Source organism: Luteimonas sp. 22616 (genome assembly GCF_052044325.1).
Classification (GTDB): domain Bacteria; phylum Pseudomonadota; class Gammaproteobacteria; order Xanthomonadales; family Xanthomonadaceae; genus Luteimonas.
The window spans coordinates 1,592,530-1,604,393 of the sequence record NZ_JBQEMW010000001.1; the positions used below are offsets into that span (position 1 = coordinate 1,592,530).

Sequence of the window (11,864 nt, forward strand, 5' to 3'; positions counted from 1 at the left end):
GCCATGACGCTACGCATCTCCACCGCCGGGTTGTACGCGCAGGGCCTGCAGGGCATGTTGCGGCAACAGCAGCAGGTCGCACGCACGCAACAGGAGCTGGTCAGCAACAAGAAGCTGCTGCACGGCGCCGACGACCCGGCCGCCATGGCCCAGTCGCAGCGGCTCGACCACGCGCTGTCTTCGCTCGAACAGAACGGCAAGAACGCCGACACGGTCGAACACCGCCTGCGCTCGCAGGAATCGGCGCTGACCGACGTCGGCAGCCAGCTCGACCGCGCGCGCGAACTCGCCCTGCAGGCGAACAACGGCGCGCTGTCGCAGGCGGATCGCAAGTCGATCGCCGACGAGCTACGCTCGATCCGCCTCGAAGTGCTCAGCATCGCCAACCGCGACGACGGCACCGGCAGGCGCTTGTTCGCCGGCTCGCGCGACGGCGTGGTCCCGTTCGCCGACAACGGTGGCTCGGTCGGTTACGTCGGCGACGACGGCCGCAACCTCGTGGAAATCGCGCCAGACCTGTTGCTCGCCGACACCGATGCCGGCAGCGACGTGTTCATGCGCGTGCGTACCGGCGACGGCACCGTGCGCGGCAGCGCGGCCTCGGGCAACACAGGGACCGGCGTACTGCAGACCAGCACGGTCATCGACCATGCCGCATGGAGCGGCGGGACGCTGCGCGTCGAATTCACCGCCGCGGACGCGTACCAGGTCGTCGATGCCGGCGGTGCCGTGTTGTCCAGTGGCAGCTACGCACCCGGCGACAGCATCAGCGCCGGTGGCGTGCAGCTCACCCTGACCGGTGCGCCCGCGAGCGGCGATGCGTTCACGGTCGAACGTGCGCCGACCCAGGACATCTTCGCGACGCTGCAAAACCTCGCCGACGCGCTCGACGCACCGGTCGCCTCGCCAGGCGACCAGGCACGGCAGAGCAATGCCGTCGGCATGGCGCTCGGCAACCTCGCCACCGCGCAGGACCACATGCTTGCGCTGCGCGCCGGCACCGGCACCCGGCTGGCCTCGCTCGACGGCGCCGCGGACTCGCGCAGCAGCGGCGAGATCTCGCTGTCGGAGTCGCTGTCGCAGTTGCGCGACGTCGACTACGCCGAAGCCGCCAGCCGGCTGGCGCTGCAGCTCACCGCGCTGGATGCCGCGCAGAAAACGATGCTGCGGGTGCAGACGATGTCGCTGTTCGACCGGATGTAGGGATTTTTAGGCTGCTGAGCGATTTCGCCCTAAAGCTTGACAAACAGGCGCCGTTACCGATGACAGCAGCGGCGAGGGCCCCTCCGGCCAACACCCTGCGAACACCGGCCCAGCCCACTCGTCGCAGCCGGACCCAACCTTCCAGGAGATCGCAACCATGCAAGTCATCAACACCAACGTGATGTCGCTCAACGCGCAGCGCAACCTGACCTCGTCCGGCGCCGAACTCGCCACCAGCCTGCAGCGCCTGTCCTCGGGCATGCGCATCAACAGCGCCAAGGACGACGCCGCCGGCCTCGCCATCTCGCAGCGCTTCACCACCCAGATCCGCGGCATGGACCAGGCCGCACGCAACGCCAACGACGGCATCTCGCTGTCGCAGACCGCCGAAGGCGCGATGGGCGAGATCGGCAACAACCTGCAGCGCATCCGCGAGCTGGCCGTGCAGTCGCGCAACGCCACCAACTCCGCTTCCGACCGCGCCGCGCTTAACGCCGAAGCCCAGCAGCTCCGCGAAGAGATCGACCGCGTGGCCAGCCAGACCAACTTCAACGGCGTCAAGCTGCTCGACGGCACGTTCCAGGACCAGGCCTTCCAGGTCGGCGCGAACCAGGGCGAGACCATCAACATCAGCGGCATCGTCGATGCCAAGTCCGAAGCACTCGGCAGCTGGACGTCGGTCGACAGCACCACCTACACCCAGACCACCGCCGCCGCCACTGCCACCGCATTCGCCACCGGCGTGTCGCTCGACATCAACGGCGTGACCATCAGCACCGCCGACGGCGCGGCCGATGCCGGCGCCGCGACCGCGGCACTCAAGGCCGCGTTCGACGCAGCCAAGGCCGACGTCAACAACACCGGCCTGGCCAATGTCTCGATGGATGCCGCCGGTGCAATCACCTCGACCGACGCCACCCTGGTCCTGGCCAACCTGACCAACGTCAGCGGTGTCACTGCCGGCACCACCGACGGCACGGCTTCGGTCGTCGCGGGCACCGCGCAGACCGGCTTCGAGGACCTGGACATCTCCACTGCCGCCGGCGCCGACAACGCGATGAAGGCGATGGACGCCGCGCTCGACGCGATCAACACCGGTCGCGCCAACATGGGTGCGATCCAGAACCGCTTTACCTCGGTCGTGGCCAACCTGTCGACGACGTCGGAAAACCTGTCGGCTGCCCGCAGCCGTATCCAGGACGCCGACTTCGCCAAGGAATCGGCGCAGCTGTCGCGCAACCAGATCCTGCAGCAGGCCGGTACGGCGATGCTGGCCCAGGCCAACCAGTCGTCGCAGGGCGTGCTCAGCCTGCTCCGCTGATGGCGTAAACGCAGGGCGCGGCTGCGGTCGCGCCCTGCGGTTTTTCGTTCCACCGATCCCGCAAGACACCCCGCAACACACGACTCCGCAACACCCCTCTCAGCAACACCCAATTTTCCCCGCCCCGCCGAGGTTCCCGCGATGCGCCAGAGGACTGCCAGGATGCAGAACGAAGGATGCCGCAGCGCGGGCCCGGCGGGGTCCCTTCCAGGAGGCCGCGCGCCATGACCACGATCGGAACCGCCGGCAAGCTCGACGTGCCGACGATGGTCGCGCAGCTGGTCGCCGCCGATCGCGCGCAGACCGACGCGCGCTACGACCGCACCGAGCGCCAGATCACCGCGCAGGTCTCGGCCATCGGCACCCTGAAGAGTGCGTTCTCCGGCCTGGGCACCGCGCTCACCGCGCTGTCCTCGAAGGACGCCGCGCTGGCACGCAAGATCACCCTGCCGACCGATGCCAACTTCGCCGCCACTGCAAGCCCTGGCGCGGCCTCGGGCCGCTACCAGATCGAAGTGCTGGCGCTGGCGACCGCTCAGAAGCTCACCTCCGGCGCCTTCGCCACCGGCGACAGTGTCGTCGGTACCGGCCAGCTGACCATCGGTTCGGGCGACACCAGCCTGGTGATCGACATCGATGCGGGCAACGGCACGCTCGCCGGCATCCGCGACGCGATCAATGCCAAGGCCGGCGGCAAGACCGTCACCGCCAGCATCGTGACCGGCGACGATGGCGCGCACCTGGTGCTCAATGCCGTCGACAGCGGCAGCGCCGGCGCGCTCACCGTCACGGCCAGCGGCGGCGATGGCGGCTTGGCCGCATTGGCCTACGATCCGTCCGGAAGCTCCGGGTTGTCCGAACTGGTCGCCGCCACCGATGCCCGCGTCAAGGTCGACGGCTTCGAGCGCACCAGCGCCAGCAACACCCTGTCGGACGTCATCAGCGGCGTCAGCCTGACTCTCACCAAGGCCGAGCCGGGCGTCGTGCGCGAACTCGGCATCGTCGCCGACGGCAGCCTGCAGCGCACCGCGGCGAAGAACTTCGTCTCCGCCTACAACGCGGCGATCGGCGCGATGGCCTCGACCACCGCGTACAACCCCGCGACCAAGATCGGCGCGGCGCTCAACGGCGACTCGATGGTGCGCAATGCCAGCCGCGAGCTGCGCGACACGGTCAGCGACAACGTCACCGATCTCAAGGCACTCGGCATCACCATCAACAAGGACGGCACGCTGAAAATGGACGATGCCGCCTTCGATGCCGGCATGTCCAAGGACCCGGCGGCCGCGTCGCGCCTGTTCTCCGGCAGCGCCGGCAGCCTGGCCGGCAAGCTCGACGCCACCATCGATCGCCTGGTCGACCCCGACGGCCTGCTCGACGGTCGCACCCAGAGCCTCGCGGACCGCACCAAGTCGCTGGCCAGCCAGCGCGACGCGCTCGACTTCCGCATGACCCAGGCCGAGTCGCGCTACCGCACGCAGTTCACCGCGCTCGACCTGCTGCTGACCAGCCTGCAGACCAGCAGCGACTTCCTTACCCAGCAACTTGCCGCCGCCGGCAACAGTGACTGACATGAGCGCCCGCCACTTCGCCAACCAGTATCGGCAAACCGGTGTCTCCAGCGCCGCGCTCGACGCCAACCCGCATCGCCTCATCGCGTTGATGCTGGCCGGCGCCCGCGAACGTGCGCGCCTGGCGGCGGCCTGCCTGCAACGCGGCGATCTGCCGCGCAAGTCGCAGGCGATCAGCGACGCCAGCGCGATCATCGGCGGTCTCAACGGCGCGCTCAACATGGAGGCTGGCGGCGACATCGCCGACGGTCTGCAGGCCCTGTACGACTACGCACAGCGGCGCCTGCTGGCGGCGAACGCCGACAACGACCCGCGTCCGCTGCATGAAGTGGACGACCTGCTGGGCGACATCGAGTCGGCCTGGCTGGCGATCGCCCCGGACGCGTCGTGATGGTGCCCGTCCTGCCGACCGCACGCGTCCGCGTCGCGATCGAGGCCGACGACTGGACGCATGCGACCGAACTTCTCGCCGAGCACCAGCGCGTGCTCGTTTCGGCGCTCGTAGGGACCGATCTGGCCCGCGAATCCATCGCGCCCTGGCGCGAACTGCTGCTCGAACAGCGCGCGCTGCAGGACGAACTGCGCGAGGCGCGCGATCGCGCAGCGCATGCCCTGGCCAAGCTCGGCCAGGACCAGCGCGGCGCCCGTGCGTGGCTGCGGGAATTGGCATGACCACCCCGGCGGAGGCACGCGAGATCCTGTTCGGCGACATACTCGCCTGCGAGGAAATACGCCCGGCGGCCTTCGTGCACGGCGATCCCGGCAACGTCACGCTGCAATCCTTCGGCACGCGTGGCGAGGCGCTGCTGCGTGCGCTGGCGGTGATCGAGGACGGCGCGCGCAGCGAGGCCCATGCCGGCCTCGAGCCGGAGCAGCCAGCCGACCACGCGATGCATCGTATCGAGGCCAAGCTCGACCTGCTCACGCTGCTCGTCGCGAGCGTCCATGCCAGCAACGACAGCGATCCGCTGCAGTCGCTGCAATGGTCGGCGCGCGGCGCCTGCCTTGCGATCGATGGCCCCTTGCCAGCCGGCACCAGTGGCCATTTCCGGGTCAGGCCGGCGGACTGGCTGCCCTCGCCGCTGCTGCTGCCCGCGAGCGTGATCGCCTGTGACACAGGCGCGCCCGGGGTGACCCGCGCCTGGTTGCGTTTCGGATCGCTTTCGCCCGCGCTGGAAGCCGCGCTGGAGCGGCATCTTTTCCGGATCCATCGTCGCTCGATCGCCGAAAGTCGACGCCCACGCTGAGTTTCTGTAACACTCGTCACATTACGGCAAGGATTTCACCCTTGCGACGCATGCGCGCCGCTATGGTGCGTCGGCGGTCGAATGGGGGAGGATGCCGATTGGTGCGGGTGCTGATATGCGACGACCACACGCTGGTGCGGGCCGGCTTGCGCCGGTTGCTGGATTCGTTCGACGGCATTGAAGTGGTCGCCGAGGCGAGCAATGCCGACGAGGCGGTCATGCGTGCGCAACAGGTGCTGCCGCACATCGTGCTGCTCGATCTCTCGATGCCCGGCCGCAGCGGCTTCGATGCACTCGTCGAACTGCGCCAGACCTGCCCGGAAACCGCGGTGGTCATCATGTCGATGCACGACGACGCGCTGCACGTGCGCGAATCCCTGGCCCGCGGCGCCATCGGCTTCGTGGTCAAGGATGCCGCGCCTGCGGAGCTGGAAATCGCGATCCGTGCTGCGGCCGCCGGTCGTACCTTCCTCAGCCCGCAGGTTTCCGCGCCACAGTTGCACGGCTATCGCAACGGCAAGCGCGGCAATGGCCAGGACGACATCGAGGCGCTGCCGCGTCGCCAGCGCGAGATCCTGCATGCGCTGGGCGCCGGCCGTACCACCAAGCAGATCGCCGCCGACCTCGGCATCAGCGTCAAGACGGTGGAAACGCACCGTTCGCGGATGATGGAAGCGCTCGGTTGCCGCAACGCCGGCGAGCTGCTGCGCGTGGCGATGCGCCACCACGACCGCCCCTGAATAACTGACGCACAGCGTCGTACTGCGTCACTGTTCATACCATCCGCGTCGGTTCTACGACGCAATGTCGGGGTTTCCCCGACATCGATACGGGGATGCCCCTAATCCGGCTCGGGTTCGCCCCTATTCGTTAGCCGTCACCGGGCGCTCACGATGCATTCCGTGGCCAGCGGATGCTGGCAGGGGGGGATCGTCATCGTGAAAGCCAACATGCGCGCCGGGATGGCGCAAGGCGTCAACCTGACGCCACAACTGCTGCAGTCGATCCGGCTGCTGCAACTCACCGCGCCGCAGCTCGAGCAGGAGCTGCGCCAGACGCTTGAACTCAATCCCATGCTCGAGCAGGAAGACCCTGTCGAGGAAGCGGATTGCACCGACGACGCGGACACCGCCGCGCTCGAAGCCGCCAGCTGGGACGAGCTGCCGGAGCCGGCGTTCCTGTCCGGCGGCGGCCTGCATGGCGGCGATGGCGACGACGCCACGCTGCGCATAGCCGACCCCGCGTCGAGCGACCCACGCGTTCGCCTGCTGCAACAACTCGCGCTGCACTGGAACCTGCGCGACCTCGAACTGGCGGCATGGTGGCTGGACCACTGCGACGATCGCGGCTATCTCGAACAGCCGCTGGCCGACCTGCTCGTTCAGGGCGCGGAGGCGTTCCCGCAACGCACCAATGATGTCGTCGCGGTGCGCCAGCGCCTGCTGCATGGCGACTGGCCCGGTATGGCCGCCGCCGATGCCGGCGAGTGCCTGCATGCGCAATTGCTGGCGTTGCCGGAAAGCCCGCTGCGCGTATTGGCCGCGCGCATGCTGGGCGAACACATCGAACTGCTCGCCAGCCACGACGACGACGCGCTTGCGGCCGTGCTGGACACGGACGCGGCGCAGGTGCGGGCAGCGGTCGCGCTGATCCTCACGTTGCGCGCGCACCCGGTCGAAGCCCCGGCCCAGGGCGAGGACGCGCACATCGTGCCCGACGTCGTCGCCTGGCTGGGCGGCGGCGCCTGGCGCGTCTCATTGAATCAGCGCCGCATGCCGCGCGTGCGCATTGCCGCGCACTGCGAGCGTGCGTTGTCGGGCAACGGCAGCGACCATCCCGTGCTGCGTGGCCTGCTCGACGAGGCGCGCTGGCTGGTACGCGGGCTGGCAATGCGCAACGACACCCTGCTGCGCACCGCGCAGGTGCTGGTCGAGCGCCAGCGCGGTTTCCTCGAACAGGGTGACGAGGCGATCGCGCCGCTGACCCTGCGCGAGGTCGCCGACGCGATCGGAGTACACGAATCCACGGTCTCGCGCATCGTCAGCGGCAAGTACATGCAGACCCCGCGCGGCACCTTCGAGCTCAAGCGCCTGTTCGCGGTGCGCCTGGAAGGCGCGCAGATCGCCGGCAGCGCGGTCAAGGCCATGGTCAAGCGCCTGATCGAGGCCGAACCCGCGGCCGCGCCGCTCGCCGACGACGTCATTGCCGGCCTGCTCGCCCGCCAGGGCGTGCGGGTGGCGCGGCGTACCGTCGCCAAGTACCGCGATCAGTTGTCGATCGGCCCCGCCCGCGCGCGCCAGCGCCAGGCGCCGCGCGCGATGACGTGCTGAGAGGAGTGAACGAAATGCGCGAACTGAAAGTGCTGCTGGTCGACGACCATGCCGGCTTCATCTCCGCCGCGGTGCGCCACCTGCGCCGCCTGCCGTGGCTGACCGTGGTCGGCTCGGCCGGGAACGGCGTCGAGGCCATCGCCCAGTGCGAGATCCTGCGCCCGGACGTGGTACTGATGGACCTGGCGATGCCCGAGATGGGTGGGCTGCAGGCCACGCGCCTGATCAAGGCCCAGGACAACCCGCCCTACATCGTTATCGCCAGCCATTTCGACGACGGCGAACACCGCGATCATGCGCTGCGCGCCGGCGCCGATGCCTTCGTCAGCAAGCTCGCCTACATCCACGAGGTGATGCCGCTGCTGGAGGCGCTGGCGGGCACGGGCCCGGATGCAGCGACGGGAGCGCCGGCATGAGCGAATCCCGCATCCTCGTGCTCGACCAGGACATGGCGCGCGCCGAGCGCGTCTTCACCCTGCTCGAATTCATGGACTTCACCCCGCGCATCGTCACCGATGCCGCCGACATCGACCTGGCGCGCGCGCGCGGCAGCGACTGGGTGGCGATCATCGTTGGCGACATCGGCGATGGCGCGAGCTGGGCCGATTTCGCGCGCTGGCTGGCCACGCAGTCGTTGCACCCGCCGGTGCTGGAACTGCCCGGCCACGCGGCCGATGCCGCATGGCGCGCGCACCTGCATCCGCAGTCGGTGTGGCCGCTGGCGTATCCGATCCGCCGCACGCAGCTGCAGGAGGCTCTGCGCCGTGCCAGCCTCAAGCGCCTGGACGAGGATGCGCGCCGCGAAATGCCGACGGTCGGCCCGACTGGCCGCAGCCCCGGCGTGCTGCAGCTCAACCGCATGATCGACCAGGTCGCGCCGCACGACACCACGGTGCTGGTGCTGGGCGAGTCCGGCACCGGCAAGGAAGTCGCCGCGCGCGCGCTGCACTCGCGGTCCGCGCGTCGCGACAAGCCCTTCGTGGCGATCAATTGCGGCGCGATCCCGCCCGACCTGCTCGAAAGCGAGCTGTTCGGCCACGAGAAGGGTGCCTTCACCGGTGCGCTGACCCAGCGCAAGGGCCGTTTCGAGATGGCCGAGGGCGGCACCCTGCTGCTCGACGAGATCGGCGACATGCCGCTGACGATGCAGGTCAAGCTGCTGCGGGTGCTGCAGGAGCGCACGTTCGAGCGCGTCGGCGGCACCGCGACCATCAAGTGCGACGTGCGCCTGATCGCCGCTACCCACCGCAACCTCGAGACGCAGATCGCCGAAGGCAAGTTCCGCGAGGACCTGTTCTACCGCCTCAACGTGTTCCCGATCGAGATGCCGTCGCTGCGCGAGCGCGGCGAAGACTTGCCCGACCTGATCACGGAGATCACCCGCCAGCTCGCGAAAGGCGGTCGCGGCCAAGTGTCTCTGGCCGGCGATGCGATCGCTGCGCTGCGCCACTATCCATGGCCGGGCAACGTGCGCGAGCTCAGCAACCTGCTCGAGCGCCTGGCCGTGCTGCACCCCGGTGGCAGCGTACGGGCCGCCGACCTGCCCGCGCGCTACCGCGCCGGGCTGCCGGCCGGTGAGGCTTTCGTGGAGGTGCCGGACGTCACGCAGATCGCTTCCCCGCAAGCAGGCGCGGGCGCTTCGGCCGGCGTCGATCCCCGGCAGCTGTCGGCCAATACCACGCTGCCGCCGCAGGGTATCGACCTGCGCGGGCACATGGCCGAGATCGAGCTGGAGCTGTTGCGCGCCGCGTTGGTCCAGTCCGGCGGCGTAGTCGCCCACGCCGCGCCGCTGCTCGGCCTGCGCCGCACTACCCTGGTCGAGAAGCTGCGCAAGTACGGCATCGACCGCGATCAGGCGGAACCGGACAAGGAACAGGCGGCGGGTTTCTGACGCGGCGCTGGCACGCGACTTGCCTAGTTCACGCAAGACCGTTTGGCAGCCACCGCGATGACCGACGCCATCTCATCGATCCTCTCCCAGATCCGCGCGCACGAACTGCAGACGCGCGGACCACTTGCCGAGGCACCGGCCGGCAACGCCATCGATGTCGGTGGCGCCGGTCGCCTCGGCGGCGGGAGCACGGTGGCGGCGCCGGGATTCGGACACACGCTGGCCAACGCGATCGACAAGGTCAGCCAGACCCAGGCCAATGCCGGCAGCCTGCAGCAGGCCTTCGAACTAGGCGACCCGCGCGCCGACCTGGCACGGGTGATGGTGGCGATGCAGCAATCGCAGGTGGCGTTCCGCGCCACCGTCGAGGTGCGCAATCGCCTGGTGCAGGCATACCAGGACGTGATGAACATGCCGATTTGAGGGGCCGGGAACCGGGGACTGGGGGCTGGCAATGCTTCGCTCCAGCGTCCCCTCACGATGGTCCGGTAGTGCCGCCAGTCCCCAGTCCCCGGCTCTCGACCCGACTTCCGGTTCCCAGCTCAGTCCCAGTCCCCAGATCCCAGCCCCTAGATCCCGGTCCAGCCCATGAGCGTCATCGCCCTTCCCGACAAGACCGCAGCCAGCCTCCGCGACCTCGGTCGCCTGCAGGACATCCCTGCCGTGCGCCAGCTCGGCATGTTCGTGCTGGTGGCCGCGACCATCGCGCTCGGCCTGTGGTTGTTCTTCTGGACCCAGAAGCCCAACTTCGTGCCGGTCCAGGCCGGGCTCGACGCCAAGGCCACCGGCGAGGCCTCGGAACTGCTGCGCGGTGCACGGATCCCGTTCCGCATCGATCCGTCCAGCGGCGCGCTGGCGGTGCCGACCGACCAGGTCGGCGCGGCGCGGATGGCGCTGGCCGCGGCAGGCCTGCCGGCCGGCGACAGCGCCGGCTTCGAATCGATGCAGGGCGACCAGGGTTTCGGCACCAGCCAGTTCATCGAGAACGCGCGCTACCAGCACGCGCAGGAAGTCGAACTCGCCCGCACCATCGCCAACCTGCGCCCGGTGCGCGAGGCGCGCGTGCACCTGGCGCTGCCCAAACCCAGCGCCTTCACCCGCCAGAGTGAACCAGCCAGCGCCTCGGTGGTGCTGCAACTGCGCAGCGGCAGCACGCTCGAACAGGGTCAGGTCAACGCGATCGTGCACCTGGTCGCGTCGAGCATTCCCGAACTGCCGCCCGAACGCGTCACCGTGGTCGACCAGTTCGGACGCATGCTCTCCAATGCAGACCCGGACAGCGACGACGTGATCGGCGCCAAGCGCTTCGAACAGCAGCGCCGGCAGGAATCGGTGTACGTGCAGCGCATCCAGGAACTGCTCGAGCCGATGACCGGCCCCGGCCGGGTCAGTGCCAAGGTCAGCGTCGACATGGATTTCGCGCAGACCGAGGAAGCGCGCGAACGCTACGGCCCGGAGCCGGCGATGGTGCGCAGCGAGCAGATCTCCGAATCGGGCAATCTCGCCGGTCCTGCCGCGACGCCCGCCGGCGCTCCGGCGCAGGGCGTTCCGGGCAGCGCCAGCAATACGCCGACCGCGGCCAATACCACGACAGCCGGCGCGACCACGGCTGCACCGGCGACTGCTGCATCGGCGACGGCAGCTCCGCCGGCGGTGTCGGGCCCAGGCAGCCGCACCGCGGTGCGCAACTACGAACTCGACCGCACCCTCACCCACACCCGCCAGGCGCCCGGCCGCATCCGTCGCGTCACCGCCGCGGTGCTGGTCGACAACCTGTCGACCGGTGCGGGCGCGCCGGGCGCGGCTGCGGATGGCAAGAAACCGAAAGAACGTGCGCTCAGCGACGCCGAGATCAAGCGCATCGAGACCCTGGTGCAGCAGGCGATCGGCTTCGATGCCCAGCGCGGCGACGTGGTTTCCGTGGTCAACGCACCGTTCGCACGCGACGTGCTCGAAGTGCCCGACAACGGCCCGCCGATCTGGCAGCAGCCGCGCGCGCGCGAACTCGCGCGCCTGGTGTTCGGCGGACTGGCCCTGCTGCTGCTGATCTTCACCGTGCTGCGCCCGGCCTTCCGCCAGTTGCTGGCGCCGAAGCCGCGCGTCGCCACCGTCGCCGCCACCCTGGTCGAACAGGACGAGGAGGTACCGGTCACCCTGACCCCCGCCCACGCACCCAAGTCCGGCGCTGCGTCGCTGAACTTCGACGACAAGCTCGAGGTCGCACGCACCGCGGTCAACACCGATGCCAAGCGCGTGGCGCAGGTTGTGCGCGACATGGTCGAAGCCGATGGCTGAGTCACT

The 11,864-nt window shown here is 69.4% G+C and carries 12 protein-coding genes; all 12 read left to right on the forward strand.

What is annotated here, in order from left to right:
• Positions 1–3: 3 nt before the first annotated feature.
• The 12 genes from flgL to fliF all read left to right on the forward strand — a co-directional run bounded on the left by flgL (position 4) and on the right by fliF (position 11,858).
• Positions 4–1,203: a flagellar hook-associated protein FlgL gene (gene flgL / locus ACTJIL_RS07310; protein WP_440754877.1), complete on the forward strand. Its 1,200-nt coding sequence runs from the start codon at positions 4–6 to the stop codon at positions 1,201–1,203.
• 157 nt (positions 1,204–1,360) lie between these two features.
• Positions 1,361–2,524, forward strand: a complete 1,164-nt coding sequence (locus ACTJIL_RS07315; RefSeq protein ID WP_440754878.1) for a flagellin — start codon at positions 1,361–1,363, stop codon at positions 2,522–2,524.
• A 224-nt stretch (positions 2,525–2,748) separates the two neighbouring features.
• Positions 2,749–4,095, forward strand: coding sequence for a flagellar filament capping protein FliD (gene fliD, locus ACTJIL_RS07320; RefSeq protein ID WP_440754879.1), 1,347 nt, complete (start codon positions 2,749–2,751; stop codon positions 4,093–4,095).
• Between the two features lies 1 nt (position 4,096).
• Positions 4,097–4,486, forward strand: a complete 390-nt coding sequence (fliS, locus tag ACTJIL_RS07325) for a flagellar export chaperone FliS (RefSeq protein ID WP_440754880.1) — start codon at positions 4,097–4,099, stop codon at positions 4,484–4,486.
• The gene (locus ACTJIL_RS07330; RefSeq protein WP_440754881.1) at positions 4,486–4,767 is read left to right on the forward strand and encodes a hypothetical protein; all 282 of its coding nucleotides are present in this window, start codon (positions 4,486–4,488) and stop codon (positions 4,765–4,767) included. Before fliS ends, ACTJIL_RS07330 begins: the two co-directional genes overlap by 1 nt.
• The gene (locus tag ACTJIL_RS07335) at positions 4,764–5,342 is read left to right on the forward strand and encodes a PilZ domain-containing protein (protein WP_440754882.1); all 579 of its coding nucleotides are present in this window, start codon (positions 4,764–4,766) and stop codon (positions 5,340–5,342) included. The genes ACTJIL_RS07330 and ACTJIL_RS07335 overlap by 4 nt, the downstream gene beginning before the upstream one ends.
• Before the next feature lie 101 nt (positions 5,343–5,443).
• Positions 5,444–6,082 carry a response regulator transcription factor gene (locus ACTJIL_RS07340; RefSeq protein WP_440754883.1) on the forward strand — a complete coding sequence of 213 codons (639 nt, stop codon included), beginning with the start codon at positions 5,444–5,446 and terminating at the stop codon, positions 6,080–6,082.
• Between the two features lie 198 nt (positions 6,083–6,280).
• Positions 6,281–7,672: an RNA polymerase factor sigma-54 gene (gene rpoN, locus ACTJIL_RS07345; RefSeq protein ID WP_440754884.1), complete on the forward strand. Its 1,392-nt coding sequence runs from the start codon at positions 6,281–6,283 to the stop codon at positions 7,670–7,672.
• Between the two features lie 14 nt (positions 7,673–7,686).
• Complete coding sequence (locus ACTJIL_RS07350; protein ID WP_440754885.1) at positions 7,687–8,088, forward strand: response regulator; 402 nt, start codon at positions 7,687–7,689, stop codon at positions 8,086–8,088.
• Complete coding sequence (locus ACTJIL_RS07355; RefSeq protein WP_440754886.1) at positions 8,085–9,563, forward strand: sigma-54 dependent transcriptional regulator; 1,479 nt, start codon at positions 8,085–8,087, stop codon at positions 9,561–9,563. Before ACTJIL_RS07350 ends, ACTJIL_RS07355 begins: the two co-directional genes overlap by 4 nt.
• 57 nt (positions 9,564–9,620) lie before the next feature.
• Complete coding sequence (fliE, locus tag ACTJIL_RS07360) at positions 9,621–9,986, forward strand: flagellar hook-basal body complex protein FliE (protein ID WP_440754887.1); 366 nt, start codon at positions 9,621–9,623, stop codon at positions 9,984–9,986.
• Between the two features lie 165 nt (positions 9,987–10,151).
• Positions 10,152–11,858 (forward strand): flagellar basal-body MS-ring/collar protein FliF, encoded by a 1,707-nt coding sequence (gene fliF, locus ACTJIL_RS07365; RefSeq protein ID WP_440754888.1) that lies wholly within the window; start codon positions 10,152–10,154, stop codon positions 11,856–11,858.
• Positions 11,859–11,864: the final 6 nt, after the last annotated feature.